We start from the raw sequence: 23267 nt of genomic DNA on the forward strand, positions 1-23267 counted from the left end.
GTTTTAAGAGTAATCATGCTTGAGTAAGCTACTGCCTACTAAAGATTGACCACTACTTAGTAATCTATGCGTTTGCTTCTTCTTTTATCCAATCGTATCCTTTTTCTTCCAGCTCGTGTGCTAATTCTTTTCCGCCAGATTTTACAATTTTACCATTGTGTAAAACATGAACGAAATCTGGAACGATATAATCTAATAAACGTTGGTAGTGTGTGATTACTATTACTGCGTTGTCTTTAGATTTTAATTTATTTACACCGTTTGCTACAATACGAAGCGCATCAATATCTAAACCAGAATCTGTCTCATCTAAGATGGCTAACTTAGGTTCTAACATCGCCAGTTGGAAAATCTCATTACGTTTCTTTTCTCCACCAGAAAAGCCTTCGTTTAAGGAGCGTGATAAGAATTTACGATCGATTTCTAGCATTTCAGCCTTTTCCTTTATCATTTTCAACATGTCTTTTGCGGGCATGTCTTCAAGACCTTTGGCTTTGCGATTGGCATTGATTGCGGTTTTTATAAAGTTAGTTACCGATACGCCTGGAATCTCAACAGGGTATTGAAATGATAAGAAAATGCCTTTATGTGCACGCTCTTCAGCAGCTAACTCTTCAATGTCTTGACCTTCAAGAATAATTTCTCCTTTATCTACTTCATATTCTTCTTTTCCAGCAATTACGGAAGCTAAAGTACTTTTACCAGAACCATTTGGTCCCATGATAGCATGAACTTCGCCCGCTTTTACTTCAAGATTAATTCCTTTTAAAATTGACTTTCCTTCAACACTTGCGTGTAAATCTTTTATCTGTAACATATGCTTATTTTCCAATTTTAACGACTTCGTTTTGTTTTGGATTTAATTTTTTGACGTTTATAATTTCTTTTATCTCTACATTAAATGGCCAGCCTTCTTTGCCTTCTGGCTTAGGAATGAGCTTGCCTCTTACTTCAGCAAGTATACCATCTGTAGGTTCTACTCTGTATGCTTCTCCTAGATTATACAATTCGTGCATTTTATCATCTATTACCACGCCATAAACAGAGTTGCCAGCTTGGAGTACTGCTGCATCTGAATAGTAAATAAACTCGCCTCTTAACAAGGTTAACCCGTCGCTTTGCTTAGCTGTTTTTTCTGGGCCATCTGCACCAATTTCTAATGCTTTTGGTTTTGTGTCGTTTTTACAACTTGTAAAAAGTGACACACATAATATTAAAATAAAAACAGGCTTCATCATTATTTTAAAAATTTAGGGTATTTAGGCAATGCATTAAAATCATCAGCGGAATGCTGAATATAAACTTTAGCGTTTTTCTCTTTAGCAAAAGCCTCAAAGTCATCCATGCTTTTTAGCGTTTCTTCTACACTGTAATTGAAACTTGGCACACCACGGGTGTCTCTGTTTTCTTCAAAATGGTATAAATCACCCGTTAACAAAACTGGTCCAGCTTCAACTAAGTTTAAATATAATGCTTGATGTCCTGGTGTATGGCCAGGCATAGATTTAATGATTACAGTGCCATCGGCGAATACATCATAATCACCATTTAATTTTTTTACCTTAGTTAACATAGCAATAGGTTGGTAATTGTCTCCTTTTTTCTGGGTTTCACTAGTAATAAAATCATATTCCGCTTCTTGTACTAACCAGGTAGCATCTGCAAATTTTGAAGCTGAACCGGTGTGATCAAAATGGGTGTGTGACAAGGCGATATAATCAAAATCTTTTGGAGCTAAATTCAACGCTTTTAATTGCGAGACTATCGAATCTTTTCTAGACACTCTAAAAGCGCCATCTGGGGTGCTAAAGGGGGCTTGACCCACTAAACCTTCGGCTAAACCTGCATCCCATAGCAAGCGTCCTTTAGGATGTTCAATAATGTAAAAAGCATCAGCAAATGTTTTGCTTTGGCCTTGGTACGTGGTGTCCTGAGAAAATATTTCTAATTTATTGACTAGAATTTTTCCGCCATCTAAGGTATATAGTTTAACTTCAGTTTGTTTTGTTTCCGCTTCTTCTGCTTCTTGTGCAGTTTTATAGCCGTCTTCAACTCCTTTTTTAAAATCTTTACAAGATGAGAAACCAATAATTAGTACTAATAATAACAGTGTTTTTTTCATTCTGAGCTCGCGAAGGCGAGTAATTTTTAATTAAACTTCAATTATCAATTAACCTACAGAGCCTTCAAGGCTAATTTCCAGTAATTTTTGGGCTTCAACAGCAAACTCCATTGGTAACTTGTTAAGGACTTCTTTACTAAAACCATTTACAATAAGTGCAATGGCTTTTTCTGTATCAATGCCACGTTGGTTACAATAGAAAATTTGGTCTTCACCAATTTTACTGGTTGTCGCCTCGTGCTCTATCATTGCTGTTTTGTTTTTTGCTTCAATGTAGGGGAAAGTGTGTGCGCCACATTCATTGCCCATAAGCAAACTATCACACTGTGAGAAGTTACGCGCATTGTCTGCTCTAGAATTTATTTGCACTAAGCCGCGATAGGAATTTTGTGATTTACCAGCGGAAATCCCTTTTGAAATAATAGTGGATTTGGTATTTTTTCCCAGATGGATCATTTTTGTTCCAGTATCTGCCTGCTGGTAATTATTAGTGACTGCAATAGAGTAGAACTCTCCAACAGAATTATCCCCTTTTAAAATACAGCTAGGGTATTTCCAGGTAACTGCACTTCCAGTTTCCACTTGGGTCCAAGAGATTTTTGCGTTTTTCTCACATATTCCTCTTTTAGTCACAAAATTGAAAACACCACCTTTTCCTTCAGCGTTTCCCGGATACCAGTTTTGTACTGTTGAGTATTTTATTTCGGCATCATCTAAAGCAATAAGCTCTACAACGGCGGCATGTAATTGGTTTTCATCACGACTTGGCGCCGTACAGCCTTCTAAATAAGAGACGTAGCTACCTTCGTCTGCGATAAGTAGTGTGCGTTCAAATTGGCCTGTTCCTCCTTGGTTAATTCTAAAATACGTTGATAATTCCATTGGGCAACGCACGCCTTTTGGAATGTAACAGAAGGAGCCATCACTAAACACTGCCGAGTTTAAAGCCGCATAAAAATTATCTGTTTTCGGAACGACAGTTCCTATATATTTTTTGACCAATTCTGGGTGTTCTTTAATAGCTTCTGAGATACTCATGAAAATGATACCTTTTTCGCCTAAAGATTTTTTGAAAGTCGTAGCCACCGAAACAGAGTCGACAACAATATCCATGGCAACGTTGTTCATTTTCTTTTGCTCATCTATAGATATTCCTAATTTTTTATACATCGCGAGTAAATCGGGATCTACATCGTCTAATGTCTTGTTAGGATCAACTGCAACTGGCGCAGAATAATAGGCTATGGCCTGAAAATCTGGCTTTTTATAATGTACGTTAGCCCATTCAGGCTCTTTCATGGTTTCCCAATAACGAAAAGCTTCTAGTCGCCATTCAGTCATCCATTCAGGCTCTTCTTTTTTCTTAGAAATAGCACGAACAATATCTTCATTTAAACCAATAGGAAAGGTTTCAGATTTCATGTCTGTGTAAAAACCATACTCGTATTCTTTGGTTTTTAATTCTTCTCTTAAATCGTCTTCGGTATATTTTGACATAATTTGATTTACATTTTTATACGCCTTCATTTTGAAGGTTGGTTGGTCTAAAGCGAAAATGATTCGCCGCAACCGCAAGTTCGGTTTGCGTTCGGGTTATTGAAAACGAAACCAGCACCGTTTAAACCACCAGAATATTCTAAAGTGGTACCTATGAGGTAGAGGAAGCTTTTTTTGTCAACAATAATTTTTACACCATTATCTTCAAAAACCTTGTCCTCTTCTTCTTGTGATTTATCAAACTTTAGATCATAAGATAACCCAGAGCAACCACCACTTTTAACGCCTACACGCACGTAATGCTCACCAGGATTATACCCATCGTCAGTCATTAATTCAATGACTTTCTTTTTAGCTGTTTCAGAAACTTTTATCATATTCTTATATAGATTAACTCTAAATAGAGTGCAAATATACGATATATGTCTGTTTTTACCATACAACCTAACATTATATTAGCATATGTAACCATAGGTTTTTCCTATGAATTATTTTCCTGGGCTGGGCTTAATTCTGAAAGTCAGGATTAGTAAGAAAAGAAGGGTCGGATAATGTTAAAAGAAAGGCTTTTAAATCTGTTTTGTCCTGCGCGGAAAGTTGGACACCGCCTTCTGATACTTTTTTCATTAAAAAAACATTCGTAATAAAAATGAACCCTTTAAAATACAGCATCTATTTAAGAGTATATATACCTACCTATTTATAAGAGTAAATATACCTGTATTTATAAAAGTAAATATATCTATATTTATAAGGCTAATTTTTACAACAAATAGACTCATGCTTAACACAAATACTAGTTGGAAACTGATAGAACAAGACCGCTCCGTAGAAATCAACGAAAATGAAGACCCTTTATTGGAAAAAGAATACAGTTCTTACATTCAAATTTCTGAACGTCCCAATCCTGGAAGACGCTCGTTATTTAATGGAATGTCGAATGTTTCGACGGTAAACGTTCGCGTTACCGGATTGAACATGTTGTTTGGACCATTAACTGAAGGGGGAGGCAACAACAAAATAGTTTCGGCTTCAGAAGAAACGGATAATGAAACATCTCCGCTGGAAGGTCTCACAGGTAGGCCGAATGTTGAAAATTTATACCTCTATGCCGACACCATTATTATTCAACGTCAGCTTCACTTCCCTCAAACCAATGTTTATATTTATGCCCGAAGGTTAATTATGTCCGATCGTGGAGAAATTAGAACAACACCTAATCCCCTTGAAAATTTTGACAAAGCAGGCACAGAGGGTAATGTTGCCAATGGAAAAAATGCACCTGCTGCAGGAGATGTGTTTTTGCACGTAAAGGAATTTTCTTCGAGCAGGAATGAAGAGAGTCTGTTGACAGAAGAATTAACCATTCCAGACTATCTGTTTAGTACACAAAAAGATTTTAAGACACCTAATATGCACCCCTCTTTTCGTATGTTTTCGAATGGAAGTGTGTTGGAATTTGAGTTTTCTGATGCTACTTACCATACACTGAATATAATGCTGGTAGAGGAGTGTCCTAAGAAACTGAATACAAAGTTGCCCGACAAGTTTCATGGAATTATGATTGACAACCATCCGGATCGTGGATTTTCACTACATGCGTCGGCTGTTGGTTATGAGAAGTCTTATCCTGTCTATTATCCCCAGAAAAAAGAAGTTTCTGTTAAAATAAAAATGATACACGAATCAGGAAAACTCATAATTATGGGTGCTTCGAGACGTGGGGCTTATAAAGAAATAGGTGTGCTTAAAAGTGATGGATTGAAAAATTCCCACTTTGTGGGATTTGCGAATACCGATTCAGGTATTGATCATATTCTCAGCGCAAGTCTCACTATTAAAAGAATTCCTCCACTTTTTAGTTTAAATGGTGCCAAAGGGCAAAATGGACAATTGGGAGACTTGAAACCTATTCCAAAAGCTGATCAAACGGGAGATTTGGCACACCCGGTTACAGTCGAAAAGCTTTGGGAGCGAGTATTTGATTTTGATTTCGTTAAAGGAAGCAATAAGTTAATGTGGTTTAGACCTCCCATGAATTATCACAATAATTACCCTATACTTTTTGTAAAAGCTACCATTTATAATGTACATGGACTAGGAAAAAAGAAAGTAGTAGAGTTGGGTAATCGTGAAGCAGAAAATCCTAGCAACGGTGCTGACGCATTCGCCTCGGGTACTGGTGGAAATGGCGGAAATAGTGGAACATTGCATTATTCAGCAGCCTGCTGTGATAAAGCAGGAATTGATACCTTACCCGGCGCATTAGGCATTTCCCCTGTCATTAGCGGAGGAAGGGGAATGCTGAACTATCCTGCCTTTCACATGGAGTACAAATTTGTTCATAATGATCCAGACTCAAGAACTTTAGGAGGGGTAAAAAAGGGAGAAACAGATGGGTACTTAATTGAAAACGTAATTAAAACCATCGATAGTCGTCATGGTAAAGATGGTGTGGGTGAAAATGGGAGCATGGGACAATCGGGGAGTATAAAAAAGATTAACAAACAAAACAATGCTTGGATTCACCCCTTTATGTTGGAGCGGGCAGTACAATTTGCTAAGAATGAATTTATGCAGGGTAATCGGCATACAGCCACTTGGATGGTTGATAGTTATCGAAAAGAATTGCCGGAGAAACCCGATGCGCTTGTCAACCATGATATACAGCTTGCAGATCTAATGAATGAAATCAGGATAATGAATAATCGCTTAGCATCTAGACTCGATTATTTCGGAAAACCTATTGGCTGGGTTCCTCGACTTTCTACGCTTACCAATATTCAATTAATCAAATTCATAAAACGAAATACGGTTCAGGCGTTATTCTACGCAGATACACTCCTGAGCAAAGATATAAGCGAGGCAGATGTTAGGAAGCAATTAAACTTTGCAATCAACCATTTGAACGAAGAAATAAAAAATGATAGAAATATCTTAGCTAACGCTCATAAAGAATTACCTAAAATTAAGGATGAACTTAATGCTATCCAGCGTGAAACAGACAAAGTCCACACAAAAATTAGGGCGCTGAATGATAAAGTGACCAATGACGTAATAAAAGATGAGCAAGAACAGGCATTATTTACTAGTGCTCTAAAAATCTGTTCAGGATTATGCCATTTAATCCCTGTAGGGCAACCCTTTGTAGGGCAAATTGCGGGAGGTATTTTAGACGTGGTTGGCAATATTGATATTCATTCTGATACACCTTTTAAAGAAGCATTAGGCGTTACTGATTCGCTGTCGAGTAAACTGGGAGACTTTATCAATGATAATAAAGGGGATTTAACGAAGTCACTTACTGCTGACCTTGATAAAAGCTTAACAAGCAACCAAAGTAGTATTGGTGAAACGCAAAAGAAAGCGGATGTATTCACTCAAATGCTGAAAGAGCATAAACCAACCTTTGAAAGTGCTTTTGAATCCAAGCTATTCAAAAAGTTGAAAGAAGAACTTGCTACTGCTCAACAGATTGACAGTTTCGAGAAACTAGAGTTTTACTCGAGTACTGACTATGCTGCATTAATGGATAACATCAACTATCTTAAAGATGAAATCAAAACAATGTCGAAGGCATCCAATGCGGATAAAAGCATCATTATTGATGACCTCGGCAAGGTTTTAGCATCACAAAAAACACTAAAAAAAGAAAAAGAAAAACTGGAAGCTACACGCGACAGCAGAACAAAAACACTTGAGAAAGCGGGGAAAGTAACACATGCAGTAGGCGAATCTTTGAGCAAAGTATCCCAAGGGCTTCAAGGTATGATGGTAAGTGTCGATAAAGATGATTCGAAGTTTAAAGAGGCGATGACTAAAGCCCTTTCGGGAAAATACAAAGAGGAATTTACGCTGTTAAATACGGAACTGAATGAACTGAATGACAAGAAAATGCCTGTTATTAATCGCATGATAAAAGTTCAGCAGATTATCGATTCGCATTCAGGAAGCATCATGAAAAAGATGGTGCAAATTGCCACTTTTAGTGACCAGCGGGCACAAATGACTGCTGGCGTATTGACAGCAAATACCCGATTGTATTTGCAAAAAGTAATGGAGGATTCGCGTGAATTGTTATTGGAACATGTCGATAATCTTGTTAAATCTTTTCAGTACCGATACTTACAACGGGTGGATAGTCAATTTTACCAGATCCATCAATTAGTAAAGGATATTCGCACTTTTGAGGACAAGGGAAGTACAATTCCTAACCGACAAACGTTTGAGAATGCCTATGATTTTGCTCTTCAAAGTCAATTCAATGCACTAGCGAGAAAGCTGTTAGCTGATATGCAAGGGTTTTCCGCACCTACGCAAGACCATTTTACCTTGACCATCGATCATAAAACAAAAAACCATAATGGGGTGAGTTTGTTAAGTATGCTCAATAGAATTGGTCATGTTGATTTTCGATTACATACCTTAAGAGGAGGTAGTTCAAAAGGCAGTGACGAATATTTCAATTACAGAATTGCCAATATTGAATTCCAGAATATTTCAGTAAAAACAGCCGTCAACGATCTTTCTTTCCGATTTGGCATTAGTCATTCAGGAGAATCGGTTATTCGAAACATACGAGACAAACAATATTATTATTTCACGACAGTGCATGCCGCCGATTCGGCAGATAATGGAATTTCTTATACCAGAAATTGGGATGCTACCTTCAACCGCGCAGATATTAATCCGGCAAAAGGGGAAAACGGGTTGACAAATAGTAAGCATGTGGTTCAAGATGAAGAGGCATTAACAGCACTGTTAACCAGAATTGATGAGAATGCAGAAATAAAATACCGAGAGCATTTACCAAGTGCTACTTCCATGCTCAGCCTCCAAATTCATGACAACAAAATCGAGGAACCTTTTGAAATAGAAGAGTTGACGCTGAAAATTACCTATGAATTGAAAAATAAATAGTAACAATTAAACTTTTGTTTAGGAAAATCTATAAAAACACCATTAATTTTAAGTGGTGTTTTTTAATTAAAGGTCTCTTTAAGAATCACTATCTCGACAATCTTAAAGATTTTAGGTAAGTTTGTTCATCTTCTTTTCTATCATATCTTTTGTATTGAACTCTCCTATTTTGCCTTCAAATTTCATTTCTCCTTTCTTGATGATCTAGATTCTAGACTATGTTTACCGGTTAATAAATACAAGTACTATTTATTTTAAAAATTTAGTCACTGAGAGATTAATTGTCAAAAAGAAAATGGATATGTTAAATTTACTAGAGTCTTATAAGATGCTGCCAACGAGATGTAATAATTACTTTTTGTCAACACTTATTTCTTGAGTCATTGTATTCAAAAACTTTATTCTCCTCTTCATGTATTTTATCTAACTTTAAATCGTTTGATAGCCTAGGCAACTACAAATTTTATGTTTAAACGAATTTAACACGCTGTAGGATTAAAGCCTTTTTTAGTCATTAACTCAACTACTCCCTTTATAACCAGCTTCATCAATTACAACAATGTAATCTAGCATTATATTAGCATATGTAACCATAGGTTTTTCCTATGAATTATTTTCCTGGGCTGGGCTTAATTCTGAAAGTCAGGATTAGTAAGAAAAGAAGGGTCGGATAATGTTAAAAGAAAGGCTTTTAAATCTGCTTTGTCCTGCGGGGAAAGTTGGACACCGCCTTCTGATACTTTTTTCATTAAAGGGTCTATGGTTGGGGAATTTTGAAGGCCTTCAGAATAAAAATTAATAACGTCATCTAAAGTCTCAAAACGGCCGTCATGCATATAGGGTGCGGTGTATTCTAGGTTTCTCAATGACGGACTTCTAAATTTGCCATTATCGTTTGGATCTCCTGTCACACCGCCTAAACCTAAATCTGAAAAAGTTCCGTCTAAACCATTGTTATGGAAGTCATTATCTGTCCATAACGGATTGTTAGGGTTACCATGGCAATGAAAACAGTCGCCTCGCGATTCGTCTAAAAACACATTTAATCCATTTTGTTCTTGTGGTGTTAACGAGGCTTGACTTAATGAGTAGTTATCGAATTTTGAATTCGCCGATATCAGTGTACGTTCAAATTGTGCAATGGCTTTGGTTGTTAATTCTTTAGTGATTGTCGTGGTTTTAAATGCTAGTCGGAATAATTCTGGATAGTCTGGATGTGCTGCTAATTTGGCAATGACGTCCTCCCAATCACTATGCATTTCTATGGGATTTTGAACTGGCTCTAGTGCTTGGCGTTCTAAACTTAGTTCTTTACCGTCCCATGCAAAACGCTCTCCATAATTCCAAGCCAAATTAAACAGTGGCATTGAGTTTCTTATTCCAAAAACACCATCAATACCGTCACTTGTAGCCGTATTATCTGTAAAGGCATTTTGTGGCTTATGGCAGGTGGCACAGGACATCGTTTCATCATCAGATAAAATTGGATCAAAGAACAACTTTTTCCCTAATGCAACACCTTCAACAGTCTGTGGATTGTTATTTGGAATAACTGGTGCTATAATATTTTGCTCAAATATAGCAGGGATTGCTATGGGTTGAGGTGTAGGTTCATACACTTCTGTTTCTGGGCTATTCTCTTTTGAGCAGGCCATAACAAAAACAATTAATAGTATATATGTATACGCGTTTTTCAAGTATTTACTGGGTTACAGCACCTAAGCTAAAAACATTTTGTCCGTTTTGATTCATCCTTAATTGTGCATTAGTATTAGGCATTAATGTTTGATTATCTACATTTAAATCCCATGTATTAGGATTTTTAAACCATTCTGCCACATTCATTTTTATTTCAATTGCAATGTCATTAGCGATGGTCATTGGTCCTAAGTCTACAGTAATAAACGTTGGTTGCTCTGGAAATGTTGGGTTAGCACCCATATTGGCTGCTCTAATATTATGATAATTAAACGGAGCGTCTGTTACTGTAGCATTGCTGTATTTTCCATCAAATTGCATATAGTGATACCCACCGCCTAGCATGGCGGGAACATTAAAGTTTGCAGCGTTTAAATCTGTGTATGCGCCGTCAATATTATCTTCATGATTTAAACCGTAAGTAAAAGAGACGTTAGAATAAACGCCTGTGGCTATTTCTATCTCAGGATTATAGTCTAAATCATCATTAGTAACATCTACTAACTTATGACCATCAATAGTAGTAATTTCATCGCTTGCATTTGTAAATGTTACAGATGATATAACATAGCGCAATCGTGTTATGGTAATTACTTCTCCATTAGCATTGGTGTAGGCTGTATTTTCAAAATCTGAACTTGTAATTGCTGTTCCATCCCAATCATGAGAAAAACTAAAGCCTGTTTTTGCTTGAGTATTTAAAACTATGTTGTCATCGTTATCTTCATTGCATGAAGATAAAATAAGAGTTGACATTACAAAAAGGGTGAAAGTCTTTTTCATTTTTATTATTTAATTTTTATAATTAAAAGGTCTGTAAAACCTTTGTTTCCTATAATATCTCCATCATTACTAGAGGTTTCTCCAACGGCGACGACTGTTCTATCGTTTAGTTCGGTTACACCATAAGCGAAATCAATATTAGAGCCACCAACGGTAGTTTCCCATTGCAATACTCCGTTACTATTCACTTTTAAAACCCAGGCATCATTTTGACCTTTATTTTCACTGACATCAACATCTGAACTTCTTGAGCTCCCAGCCAACAGAAAACCATTATCCTGAGTTTTAACTATAGCTCTTGCAACGTCAAAACTAGTGCCGCCTATGGTTTTTTCCCAAAGTAATTCACCTGCTGGTGAAATTTTAATAAGCCATAAATCTGCAGCGCCTATATTATTAGAAACGTCCTGATCCATACTTCTGGTATCTCCAGCGATAATATAATTGCCATCTCCAGAATTTGTGATTGCTCTGGCTTCGTCAATCTCGTCTCCTCCAAACGACTTTTCCCATACTAAACTACCATTAGCAGATACTCTAATAACCCAAAAATCATAAGATCCTTTATTGTTCGAAATGTCTGTGTCTGCACTATCTGAACCACCAGCGATAATGAATTCATTGTCATCTGTCTCAATAATACCTTCGGGTGTATCTGTAAACAATCCACCAAAGAACTTGCTCCATTGGAGGTCTCCGGAAGCACTGAGCTTTAAAACCCAATAGTCGCCACCAGCATGCTTGTTACTGTTTTTAGAGGTATTGCCTTCACCACCTGAAGCAGTCACATCTAAAACTCCTGAGACCAAGTAGCCTTCATCGCTTGTTTGAATAACAGAAATACCAGAATCTGTTCCAGAATACCCAAAAGACTTTTGCCAAGAAATGGTGCCTGAGGCATCTAGCTTAGCTATCCAATAATCTTCCTGACCTGCATTACCGCTAACGTCTTGGTCGTTGCTATAACTAGATCCTAAAATAGCATAACCACCATCTTGGGTCTGAATAATATCTTTTCCACGATCGTCTGCTGTACCACCATAGGTTTTATTCCATTGGAGTTCACTTTCTGAATTGAATTTTAAAAGCCAATAGTCATAGCTTTCGTTTGTTTTATCTGTTATATCACCATCCATGCTCTGTGTGAAACCTAAAACGGCATAGCCACCATCTAAAGTGCTTACAATGGATTGGGCGCTTTCGTTTTTTGTGCCACCGTAGATTCTTGCAAAATTTAAAGCGCCAGAGATGGTTGTTTCTGGAGTTGGAGTAGCCAAAGCATCATCATCCTTTTTGCAGCTTGAAAGCATTACAAAAAAAACTTGAATCAAAAGAACTATTTTTTTAGACAACATCATATTCGCTACTAGTTACTTTTTTTTACAATTATTAGGCCACGTTCAATATCACTTATTATAATATTACCACTTATAAAATACGGATAGACACTCCAGGCTCCATTAAAATTGGCGCTATCATTTTCAGGAAAAGTATCGAAATACCCAGTTTCTGTCATAGCATTTGAAGCGGCTCCAATATTTGAAATATTAAGTACTCTCAATCCTGCCCTATAATTTGCAAGAAAATACTCGTTGCCTTTAACATAGCCATTGTGATCTATTGCAGCTGTTGGTCCAGTGTAAGTATAAGATAGTTGTGGATTGTCCAAATCATTAAAATCAAAAACCAAAGTTCTTGTATTGAAACCAAATGCTTGTTCATCGGTTTCATCACCTAAAATAAAATAACGTTGATCTTCTGTAAACCATCCTTGATGCGCATAGTCTGTTTGAGGATACGTAAATTCACTAATTGGAATAACGTTTGTTTTATCGGTAACGTCTAAAATTACCACTTTATCCGAATTCCCATTGCTCCCAACATAAATTTCTTTGCCGGAGTAATCTGAGTCAGGTCCATTGTAAGTAATCACTTGCGCATCATGAGAATATCCACCGGCCGTATAATCGCCTAAAAAGGAGGGGCTCATAGGGTTTGAAATGTCTACGAAAATTGGGCCACCTCCATTTGTAGAACCACAACCTACTAAATAAGCCACCGCTTCACTTTCATTGATTACAATATTATGACAACTTCCAACGCCATTATAAATAGCATCTGCAGTAAATGTTTGTGGTGTATTAGAAACATCTCTTAATCGTGTTAAATCGAAAACCTGCATGCCATGCTCACCAACACCATCAGCAACAATAAATGCATAATTATTATACACTTTAACATCTCTCCAGAAATTAGTACCGGCAGAGGTCTCTATTCTTCCAAGAAATACGGGATTTGTAGGATTTGCGATATTTACAAAGGCAGTACTATTGGTTAGTGCGATAATAGCATATTCATTTCCATTTAAAGGATCTGTCCAGCCCCAAATATCACTACCTTCAGCAGCTGCAGAGTTTCCTAAAACATCTGTTCCAATAGTAGATAATAAATCATAACCACTACAAGGAAATTCTCCAGCCATACCTCCTTCACAAAGCGCTAAAGGCGTAAAATTTTCACAGCTGTCACCAACACCATTAGCGTTCAAGTCGACTTGATCTGAATTACTTACAAGTGGACAGTTGTCTAAGGTGTCTAAAACACCATCATTATCGTCATCGTCGTCACACATATCCCCTAAACCATCATTATCGGTGTCTAATTGTTCTGGGTTTTCTACCATTAAGCAGTTGTCTAAATCATCTGGTATTCCATCGTTGTCACTGTCATTATCACAAGCGTCTCCAATACCATCATTATCTACATCTGCCTGATCTGGATTTTCTGTGGTAGGACAGTTGTCACTTTGATCTGGATAGCCGTCCAAATCTGTATCAACTTCACAAGCATCACCAATACCGTTGTTATCTATATCTATTTGGTCTGGATTTGCTAAATAGATACAATTATCTATATCATTTAAAACACCATCATCATCACTATCTATTTCACAAGCATCACCTATGCCGTCCGCATCGGTGTCTAATTGATTTGGATTTGCTAATGATGGACAGTTGTCAAAGCGGTCTTCAATACCATCACCATCGCTGTCTACTTTTTTTGAGTTTTCATCGTCAGAACATCCAATTATTAGTAACGAAAATGAAATAAATAATAATAAAGATTTTATTTGGTGTCCCACGTTTTATATTTTTAATTACTTTTTCTAACGACAAACAACCCTCTTTCAGTATCACTAATGATAATATTTCCACTAGCAAAATAGGGGTATACACTCCAGACACCATTGAAATTAGCACTGTCATTGGATGGATAAGTATCAAAAAACGCTGTTTCTGTCATACTGTTTGTAGGTGCAGAAATATTAGTGATATCTAAAATTCTCATTCCAGCGCTATAGTTAGACAGGTAGTATTCATTTCCTTTTACATAACCATTGTGGTCTATCGCAGGTGTGACGCCTGTATAAGTAGACGATAATGTAGGGTTGTCTAAATCTGTGAGATTAAAAACTAAGGTTTTGGTGTTAAATCCAAAGGTTTGTTCGTCAACTTCATCACCTAAAATAAAGTAGGCCTGATCATCTGTAAACCAACCTTGGTGGGTATAAGCAGGTTGAGGATAAGAAAATTCACTGATAGGAATAACGTTTGTTTTGTCTGTTACATCTAAAACGACAACTTTATCTGTACTACCGTTGCTTCCAATATATATTTCCTTTCCTGAATAGTCTGTATCTGGACCATTGTAAGTTACTACTTGTGCATCGTGAGAGTAACCACCAGCGGTATAATCTCCTAAGAAAGTCGGGTTAAGAGGGTTTGAAATATCAAGAAATATAGGGCCGCCTCCATTGGTTACACCACAGCCTACTAAATAGGCAACTGCTTCACTTTCGTTGATAACAATATTATGACAAGCGCCAACATCAGTATAAATAGTATCAGCCGTAAAAATTTCTGGAATATTTGGCACATTTCTTAAGCGTGTTAAATCGAATACCTGCATGCCATGATTTGCGTTTTGATTGCCATCAGCTACAATAAAAGCGTAATTGTTATACACTTTTATATCTCTCCAAACACTAGTTCCTTCATTAGAATTCAAACGACCTAAAAAGATAGGGTTTGCTGAATCAGTTACATTTACAAAAGCGGTACTATTAGTTAGACCAATCAAAGCATATTCATTTCCATTGTTTGGGTCTGTCCACCCCCATATATCACTACCTTTAGCTTGAGTACTTCCCCCTAAAGTAACTGCATCAATTATAGCAAGCAAATCTATACCACTACAAGGATAAATTCCTGCCATGCCATTTTCGCATGGTAAAAGAGGTGTTATATTGCTTTCGCAAACATCACCAATGCCATTATTGTTATCATCTTCTTGATTAACATTGGGGGTGTTAATACAATTGTCTTGCGTATCGGGTACACCATCTCCATCGGCATCTGCGATTGGGGTTACGGTATCTCCTATTAAAATTGGCTCATCAGAACAGCCGGTAAAAGAGGCAACAAATAACAGGATGAATACATTAATTTGAATTAATTTTTTCATTTAGGTAATTTTATTTAATAACCAATTTCTTGGTTTTTGAGTGGTTTATTTTAATAAGAAAAAGGCCTTTAGCATAATTATTTACAGGTAAAACGAATTCGTTTGTATTAATATTGTTATTCTCATAGACTTTTTGCCCCAGTATATTATAGATTTGAACACTATTAATCTTCGAATTGCTGTTGCTTTTTATAACAGAGACTGAGCTTGTAGGATTTGGTGATAGTGAAAAGGAGCCTGTTTCATCGTATTGAATAGTGCTAAGCGTATTGCTCTGTCTAACCACGAATAAACCACGTTCAATGTCACTGATAATGATGTTTCCACTCGCAAAGTATGGGTAGATGCTCCAGGCGCCATTAAAATTAGCACTGTTACTGCTCGGGTAGGTGTCAAAATAGCCTATTTCTGAAGCGGTATTATTTGAAGAAATAAGTGTTGGAACGTCAAGTACTCGCATTCCAGCTCTGTAATTAGCCAAATAGAATTTATCTCCTTTCACGTAACCGTTATGATCTATTGCTAAAGTAGGACCCATATAGGTGTTAAGTAATGCCGTATTACTAAAGTCCGCATCTAAATCTATCATATCAAAAACGAGTGTTCTTGTGTTGTTTCCAAAGCTTTGTTCATCAACTTCATCTCCTAAAACAAAGTAACGTTGATCTTCTGTAAACCAACCTTGGTGAGCATATGCTGTTTGTGGGTAAGTAAAACTATTAATAGGAAGTACATTAGCTTTATTAGTAACGTCCAAGATTACCACTTTGTCTGTATTTCCATTGCTACCAATATAGATTTGTTTTCCAGTATGGTCTGTATCAGGGCCGTTGTAAGTAACGACTTGTGCATCATGTGTATATCCAGCAGTGGTGTAGTCTCCTAGAGTTGTTGGGTTAGTAGGGTTGGTTATGTCTACGAAAATAGGGCCGCCTCCATTTGCTGAACCACAACCTACTAAGTAAGCCATGCCTTCAGATTCGTTTATTACGATGTTATGACAACTTCCTATGACTAAGTCTCCTGCTCCGCCATCGCCTGTATATCTTATTACTTGAGCCCCGTCATAGGTTAAATCAGCATCTACTCCATTTCTAAGTATCGTTAAATCAAAAACTTGCATACCATGATCTCCAACACTATCTGCAACAATAAATGCATAATTATTATATACCTTTACATCTCTCCAAAAAGAGGTGTTCCCGTTTGCAGTTTCAATTCTTCCTAAAAAAATTGGGTTTAAGGGATCTGAGACATCTACAAAAGCAGTACTATTCGTCGTTCCAACGATAGCATACTCTTTGCCGTTTAATGGGTCTGTCCAACCCCAGATATCACTACCTTCTTCGGTACCCAGCGTAGTCGCTAAAGTAGAAATAGGTAAATTAGACATTAAGTCGTAATCATTACAAGGGTAAATACCCGCCATTCCGTTTTCACAAGGCGTTTGTGCAAATGCTGTTCCTTGAAACAGAAAACTAATAAGAATTGCTAAAGCGTAATTTTTTAACATAGGGTTTAAGTATTAATGAACTGGACGAAATTATAATAAAAAAACGATAAAATGCTGACTATCTGTGTTAAAATACACTAACAGATGTTATTTAAATTAATATTATCTATAATTAAAGGGCTATGTAATAAAGCTTCTTATTTTTGCAGTATGATAGAAGATAAAAACCAACAGCGCACGCCTTTGAGTGAATTAGGAGAATTTGGACTCATAGAGCACTTAACTAACAATTTTGAAATAAAGCAACAGTCAACAATAAAAGCTATTGGAGATGATGCAGCAGTGATTGATCCGAAAAACAAACGAATCGTAGTTACCACAGATTTTTTGGTTGAAGGGGTGCATTTTGATTTAAGTTATGTGCCGTTAAAGCATTTAGGTTACAAGGCGGTTGTGGTAAATTTGTCTGACGTTTATGCAATGAATGCAGAGGCGACTCAAATTACGGTATCGATTGCAGTATCCAACCGGTTTCCCTTAGAAGCATTAGAAGAATTATATGCGGGTATAGAAACGGCAGCAAAAATATATAATGTTGATGTGGTTGGTGGAGACACGACGTCTTCTACTTCGGGATTATTAATTTCTGTTACAGCAATTGGAGAGGTGAATTCGGGAGATGAGGTGTATAGAAGTGGGGCAAAACCTAATGACTTGTTGGTTGTTACTGGAGATTTAGGTGGGGCTTATATGGGGCTTCAAATTTTAGAACGTGAAAAGGAAGTCTTTAAGGTTAACCCTAATAATCAACCAGATTTAGATGCCTATACTTATATCATGGAGCGCCAGTTAAAACCAGAAGCACGAAAAGATATTATAAAACTACTCAAAGATTTAGAGGTAAAACCAACAGCTATGATTGATATTAGCGACGGACTGTCTTCAGAAATCTTACATATTTGTAAGGCAAGTCGTGTAGGATGTGATCTATATGAGGATAAGATTCCTTTAGACCCTCAAGTAATTTCAACTTGCGAAGAATTTGATATAGACAGTACAACAGTAGCATTGAGTGGGGGTGAAGATTATGAGTTATTAATGACTATATCTCAAGAGGATTTTCCGAAAATTAAAGCAAATCCTAACTTAACGGTTATTGGTTTTATAACCGAAGAAAATGCTGGGGCACATTTGGTGACTAGAGCAGAAACTAAAATTCCACTAAAAGCACAAGGTTGGAAGAATTTTGATAGCTAGGAGCTTAATTTATAAGTGGTTAATAGCTCTTCACGGCGTAATCGTTCTTGGCGTTTTGCGTGTACGCGACTTAAAATAGAATTAATTTCCTTGTATTTAGGTGTTAGTGGCGTAAGGTTACCATTACTATTGGTCGTCAACTCTTTGCTGCAATGGCAACATTTGTATTCTTTAACATGGTAGGTTACTTTTTTAGAGACTTCAAATTTGTGACCGAATATATTACAATATATCTGCATAATTTAGGGAGGTTTTAGGATTAAGTTTTTATAGTTGTGATTAATAGGAAGTTAAACATAATCAAAAAAAACAAATCTCCGCCAATAAGCTATGTTTTTTCGATGAAATGCATGATTTCTTTAATAAAGTCTGTTTTATTTTCTATATGACTCATATGTCCCTCGGAAAAAACCTGAATTTCAATGTTTTGATTTTTAGCAAATTCTAAAGTATTTTTAACATTAATTACAGAATCTTTTTTTCCTAAAATTATAGCTTTTTTAAAAGGCGCTTCAGCAAAGAAGATTGAGAGATCTTCACGTAACTTCATGCCTTCTTGAGCAGCCATATAGCCTTGAAGGGACGTTTTAAGTGCGATTTGTAGTGCAGCGTCAAATGCTGCTTTGTGTTTTAGCTTGCTTTTGGCGCTAAATAGATTTGTAAAACTCATACGCACCATATTTTCAAAATTAGTTTGTACCATTTTATTAGCTCGGGTTCTTAATTGTTTCCTTTCAGCGTCATCTGCTTCATAGGTAGAATTTAATAAGCATAAACCTTTTATCCTTTCAGGATGCAATTTTGCAAAAGCTAATGCAACATAACCGCCCATGGAGTGGCCTATAAACGTGTGCTTTCTTAATTTTAAATGATTTAAAACAGCTTTTACAGCAGTCGCCATGACTTCCATGGTGTGAACATAGCCTAAAGACTCTGTTTTTCCATGACCTAATAAATCGATGCATATAACTCTGTGCTTCTGTGATAACTCAGCAACTAAATCAGACCACATTGATGCGTCTTCAAGAAAACCATGCAATAAAACGATTGCTGAACCTTTGCCCTGGTCTGTATAAAAAATAGTGATGCCTTTGTAATCTAAAATCATTTTTAAAGTATATTCGACAAATATAAATTGAATGTTTTGAATAAGACCAAAGAGCTTTTAATAACTAGTTTTGCATTGTTTTCATTATTTTTTGGTGCAGGAAATTTGTTGCTACCGCCCCTTTTGGGTTATAATGCGGGTAGCGATTGGTTTTGGGTAATCCTAGGTTTTGTAATTACAGCAGTAGTGATCCCCATTATAGGAATTTATTCTCATGCTAAATTACAAGGCACCTTATTTGATTTTGGAAAAAAAGTATCACCAGTCTTCAGTTTTATTTACTGTATCCTTATTTACCTCATTGCTGTAGCCATACCTTCACCTAGAACCGCAGCTGCAACTCACGAAATTGCAATACATCCCGCCTTTGGTACCTCGCCGCTATTAACCAGTAGTATTTACTTTATTTTGGTTTTTGTATTTGCTTTAAATCGATCAAAAATATTAAATTTTATAGGTAAATATTTAACGCCATTAATAGTCATTATGCTTTTAATCGTTATAGGTATTGGGTTGGGTTCTTCTCAAATGATTACGAATACTTCCCAATTTGAAGCGCCCATCGTTAGCGGTATTTTAGAAGGCTACCAAACTTTTGATGCTATTGGGGCAGTAGTGGTTGGAGCGGTTATTATTATATCTATTAATATAAAGACGGATGCTTCTTTTGAATCTAAAAAAGCGCTCATTAAAAAATCTGGGTTAATAGCAGGACTCGGATTGTTTATCATTTATGCAGGATTAATTTCGGTTGGTGCATTTTATGGGTCAGAAATTAATATAAATAAAGATTTAAGCAGTGACATGCAACGCGCCTATTTATTGCGGGGCGTTAGTATTAAATCTTTAGGTGCTTTTGGAAACACTGTTTTAAGTGTATTAATTTCTTTAGCCTGTTTCACTACAGCCGTTGGTATAGTCACAGGTACAGCAGATTATTTTAAGGGTTTAATGCGTGATTCTAAAACTGTTTATGGGGTAACCGCTTTTATTGCCTGTGTGTTTGGTGTTGTCGTAGGACAATTAAATTTCAACGCTATAATTGTTATTGCTTTGCCAGTATTATTGTTTATCTATCCAATAACTATTGTGCTAATTCTATTGAATGCTATTCCTGATAAATGGGCCTCAACATTAGTTTTTAGAGCAGTAGTCTGCCTTACTTTTCTGTTTAGTATTCCAGACGTTTTGAACTTTCTAATGCCTTCAGAAGCGTTAAGTAGCCTGATTAATATAATTCCGCTCGCCAAATACAGTTTGGGTTGGATTTTGCCAACCTGCATTGGTTTTATTTTAGCGAATGTAACTCTGAAACGTAAAGATTGAGTCTTGATGCTTTGCGTGTTAAATTAATTTTAAAAAGTTGCTTTTAGACCTTTTAATTAGTAGCTTTATGTTGTAAATAATGCATCAAAAATCATGAAAAATATTTTCTTATTAGTATGTTCTTTAGCGATTTGTTTCTTTTCTCATGCGCAAGAGCAACCAAAAGTAGGCGATTTGTTAATCGTAAATGAACCATCAGGACAATTTTACAATCATGTGTCTTTTCCACAGATCAATATCTTAGTTAAAAGAGGGAATACCCCAAGTTATAAATCTGTTTATGGTAATGAATTGGTCGTAGAAGAAGTCATAACCAAAGACAATGATAAAACGTATGTTGTTCTTAAAAAGAAAGACGGCAGTAAATTTTTCGGTTTTATGGTTCGTGTAGAAGCCAACTATGCTGAAGCCTTAAGTTCTGGAGAACTATCTTTAAAAAATAGTTAAAACATGCTTAGGTTTAAGTCTTTAATTCAACCGCTTTATAGCCGAAAAAGCCTTATCAACAACATGATCTTCCACTAAAACGGTAAACTCATTGGTGGTAGAAATGACTTCGTATAATGAAATACCTTCCCAAGCAAAACGCTTAAATATTTGATAATACAAACCAGAGATTTTCGAATTATTTTCTGGTAAACGAATACTAATGGCTGATAGGTTTTCCTGTAATCCAATCATAGTTTCATTCTTAAAGTGCTCTTGTATCTTTTGTTTTTCGGAAGTAGAAATCACCATATTGCTTTCATGAATACCTCTTGAAAATCCGTAAAATGCATTGGTGTCTATGGTTTCCATGAGTTGGCTGTGACTGTTAATTAATGTTTTTGAATTCTGAAAGGTGAAATCAACCAAATGAGAACGTACTGTAATGTCCCCTAGATTTTTTAAAACAGCCTTTAGTTTAGTCGAATGCCTTAAGTCTTTGGGCGGATTGTACCGTCGTAAAGCCATCATGATGGCACCCGTTTTCACTGGTTTTTTTAACATGACGCTAATAGGAGTCTGCAACTCTTCAGCTAATGCCGAAAAATTAATAATGCTTCGCGACAAGGCTTCTTCAAGAAAGGGTTGTGTTACTAAAATTTCTTCAACACAGGTAGCAATAGTTTTCATTTTGTTAATTATATAACATTTTGTGTAAAAATAGACTAATTTTTTAATTTTCATTTATTTAAAGACACTTCCGTATAATTTAGCCAGCTAAACGAACAAAAAGCGCATGCTAGTATTAAAGTTTGGAGGAACCTCTGTTGGGTCTGTTGAAAACATGACCCGTGTAAAAAACATTATAAATGATGGCGAAAAAAAAGTCGTTGTTTTATCTGCAATGTCGGGTACTACAAATGCCTTAGTTACTATTTCAGAATTTATAAAAAATGGTGAACTCGAGCAGGCCGTACTTAAAATAGAGGTTTTACACGACAGCTATAAAAAAACCGTCTCAAGTTTAATTAGTAATCCCTTTTTAGTCATTGAAGCTAAGGCTTACGTCAACACTATATTTTCAGGGTTGAGAGCGCTCTCAAACACGCCGTATTCTGTTTTGTCATATAATAAAATTGTTGCCCAAGGTGAGTTGCTGTCTACCTTTTTATTCAGTAGGTTTTTGTTTCAAGACCATAAAAAAGTGGCCTTGTTACCAGCATTAGATTTTATGAGAATTGATGACAATAATGAGCCAGACATGGCCTATATTAAACAAAATTTAAATAGGATGCTTAATGAAGTTGCTGATGCAGATATTTACATAACACAAGGTTTTATTTGTTTAGATACTGAAGAGCGTATTTCTAATTTACAGCGTGGCGGAAGCGATTATACAGCAACTATTATTGGGGCAGCAATAGGTGCTCAGGAGGTTCAAATTTGGACCGATATTGACGGCTTTCATAACAACGATCCGCGTTTTGTAGAAAAAACAAAAGCGATTTCAAACCTCTCTTTTGATGAGGCCGCAGAGTTGGCTTATTTTGGAGCTAAAGTGCTGCATCCGCAAACGGTTATGCCCGTTCGGGAGTTAAACATACCAGTGCGCTTAAAAAACACGCTGTCACCAGATTCATTTGGCACCTTAATTACAAATCAAATTCATGGAGAAGGCATCAAAGCGATTGCAGCGAAAGACGGTATTACGGCGATTAAAATTAAATCGGCAAGAATGCTACAAGCCTATGGCTTCTTAAAAAAAGTATTTGAAATTTTTGAAACCTACCAAACGTCCATAGACATGGTAACCACTTCGGAAATAGCGGTATCGTTAACCATTGATAATGACACGCATTTAGAGGCGATAGTAGAAGCACTTAAAAAAGTAGCTCATGTAGAAGTCGATGATTTTATGAGTATTGTCTGCCTAGTTGGAAACAATATTATTTACCATCAAGATACACCACAATTGTTTCAAATATTACAAGACGTTAATGTACGAATGATTGCCTACGGTGGTAGCAATAACAATATTTCGTTACTTGTTAACACTAGTGATAAACAGGAAACGTTGCGAAAGTTACAGCGTTATGTTTTTGAGAATAGTGATCGTTTAGTGTTTAGCTAATATTAAAAAAGCGAGCTTTTCA

At 36.4% G+C, this 23267-nt stretch carries 19 protein-coding genes; 5 read left to right on the top strand and 14 right to left on the bottom strand.

The features are described from left to right. Positions 1–64 precede the first annotated feature (64 nt). From sufC to GQ46_RS10885, 5 genes are read right to left on the bottom strand one after another with little or no spacing between them, the layout of a single operon-like run. On the bottom strand, positions 65–817 hold the full coding sequence (gene sufC, locus GQ46_RS10865; protein WP_044404927.1) for a Fe-S cluster assembly ATPase SufC: 753 nt from the start codon (positions 815–817) through the stop codon (positions 65–67). Positions 818–821: 4 nt separating this feature from the next. After that, complete coding sequence (locus tag GQ46_RS10870; RefSeq protein ID WP_052503459.1) at positions 822–1238, bottom strand: hypothetical protein; 417 nt, start codon at positions 1236–1238, stop codon at positions 822–824. Next, entirely contained in the window at positions 1238–2122 is an 885-nt protein-coding gene (locus tag GQ46_RS10875; protein ID WP_044401708.1) for an N-acyl homoserine lactonase family protein, read from the bottom strand. Before GQ46_RS10875 ends, GQ46_RS10870 begins: the two co-directional genes overlap by 1 nt. 48 nt (positions 2123–2170) lie before the next feature. After that, positions 2171–3619, bottom strand: a complete 1449-nt coding sequence (gene sufB / locus GQ46_RS10880; protein WP_044404930.1) for a Fe-S cluster assembly protein SufB — start codon at positions 3617–3619, stop codon at positions 2171–2173. Between the two features lie 47 nt (positions 3620–3666). Continuing rightward, positions 3667–3996: an iron-sulfur cluster assembly accessory protein gene (locus GQ46_RS10885; RefSeq protein ID WP_044401711.1), complete on the bottom strand. Its 330-nt coding sequence runs from the start codon at positions 3994–3996 to the stop codon at positions 3667–3669. Between the two features lie 403 nt (positions 3997–4399). On the opposite strand from GQ46_RS10885, the gene GQ46_RS10890 reads away from it, so the two are divergent. After that, complete coding sequence (locus tag GQ46_RS10890) at positions 4400–8539, top strand: hypothetical protein (protein WP_044401715.1); 4140 nt, start codon at positions 4400–4402, stop codon at positions 8537–8539. A gap of 629 nt (positions 8540–9168) precedes the next feature. Here GQ46_RS10890 and GQ46_RS10895 read toward each other — a convergent pair. From GQ46_RS10895 to GQ46_RS10920, 6 genes are read right to left on the bottom strand one after another with little or no spacing between them, the layout of a single operon-like run. Then, on the bottom strand, positions 9169–10194 hold the full coding sequence (locus GQ46_RS10895; protein WP_044401718.1) for a cytochrome-c peroxidase: 1026 nt from the start codon (positions 10192–10194) through the stop codon (positions 9169–9171). Positions 10195–10240: 46 nt separating this feature from the next. Continuing rightward, entirely contained in the window at positions 10241–11020 is a 780-nt protein-coding gene (locus GQ46_RS10900) for an MbnP family protein (protein WP_044401721.1), read from the bottom strand. Between the two features lie 5 nt (positions 11021–11025). Further along, a complete protein-coding gene (locus tag GQ46_RS10905) occupies positions 11026–12351 on the bottom strand; it encodes a hypothetical protein (protein WP_231567352.1) in 1326 nt (441 codons plus the stop codon). 35 nt (positions 12352–12386) lie between these two features. Beyond that, on the bottom strand, positions 12387–14162 hold the full coding sequence (locus GQ46_RS10910; protein WP_052503460.1) for a choice-of-anchor B family protein: 1776 nt from the start codon (positions 14160–14162) through the stop codon (positions 12387–12389). Between the two features lie 11 nt (positions 14163–14173). Continuing rightward, on the bottom strand, positions 14174–15544 hold the full coding sequence (locus GQ46_RS10915) for a choice-of-anchor B family protein (RefSeq protein ID WP_082041745.1): 1371 nt from the start codon (positions 15542–15544) through the stop codon (positions 14174–14176). Between the two features lie 10 nt (positions 15545–15554). Next, positions 15555–17057 carry a choice-of-anchor B family protein gene (locus GQ46_RS10920; protein WP_044401724.1) on the bottom strand — a complete coding sequence of 501 codons (1503 nt, stop codon included), beginning with the start codon at positions 17055–17057 and terminating at the stop codon, positions 15555–15557. A gap of 150 nt (positions 17058–17207) precedes the next feature. Here GQ46_RS10920 and thiL point away from each other — a divergent pair, with 150 nt between their 5' ends. Next, a complete protein-coding gene (gene thiL / locus GQ46_RS10925; protein ID WP_044401728.1) occupies positions 17208–18254 on the top strand; it encodes a thiamine-phosphate kinase in 1047 nt (348 codons plus the stop codon). Here the strand turns inward: thiL and GQ46_RS17440 are convergent. Both GQ46_RS17440 and GQ46_RS10930 read right to left on the bottom strand, forming a co-directional pair. Beyond that, positions 18251–18493, bottom strand: a complete 243-nt coding sequence (locus GQ46_RS17440; RefSeq protein ID WP_082041746.1) for a hypothetical protein — start codon at positions 18491–18493, stop codon at positions 18251–18253. The two genes, thiL and GQ46_RS17440, sit on opposite strands and share 4 nt — an antisense overlap. Before the next feature lie 89 nt (positions 18494–18582). Then, positions 18583–19362 carry an alpha/beta fold hydrolase gene (locus GQ46_RS10930; protein ID WP_044401732.1) on the bottom strand — a complete coding sequence of 260 codons (780 nt, stop codon included), beginning with the start codon at positions 19360–19362 and terminating at the stop codon, positions 18583–18585. 36 nt (positions 19363–19398) lie between these two features. Here GQ46_RS10930 and brnQ point away from each other — a divergent pair, with 36 nt between their 5' ends. Next, complete coding sequence (gene brnQ / locus GQ46_RS10935; protein WP_044404944.1) at positions 19399–20688, top strand: branched-chain amino acid transport system II carrier protein; 1290 nt, start codon at positions 19399–19401, stop codon at positions 20686–20688. 93 nt (positions 20689–20781) lie between these two features. Further along, positions 20782–21135, top strand: coding sequence for a hypothetical protein (locus GQ46_RS10940; protein WP_052503461.1), 354 nt, complete (start codon positions 20782–20784; stop codon positions 21133–21135). Between the two features lie 21 nt (positions 21136–21156). On the opposite strand, the gene GQ46_RS10945 is transcribed toward GQ46_RS10940, so the two are convergent. After that, the gene (locus GQ46_RS10945; RefSeq protein ID WP_044404947.1) at positions 21157–21804 is read right to left on the bottom strand and encodes a hypothetical protein; all 648 of its coding nucleotides are present in this window, start codon (positions 21802–21804) and stop codon (positions 21157–21159) included. Between the two features lie 106 nt (positions 21805–21910). Between GQ46_RS10945 and GQ46_RS10950 the strand changes: the two genes are divergently transcribed. Beyond that, on the top strand, positions 21911–23245 hold the full coding sequence (locus GQ46_RS10950) for an aspartate kinase (protein WP_044401737.1): 1335 nt from the start codon (positions 21911–21913) through the stop codon (positions 23243–23245). Positions 23246–23267: the final 22 nt, after the last annotated feature.

It is taken from the genome of Lacinutrix sp. Hel_I_90 (assembly GCF_000934685.1).
Lineage (GTDB): Bacteria > Bacteroidota > Bacteroidia > Flavobacteriales > Flavobacteriaceae > Lacinutrix.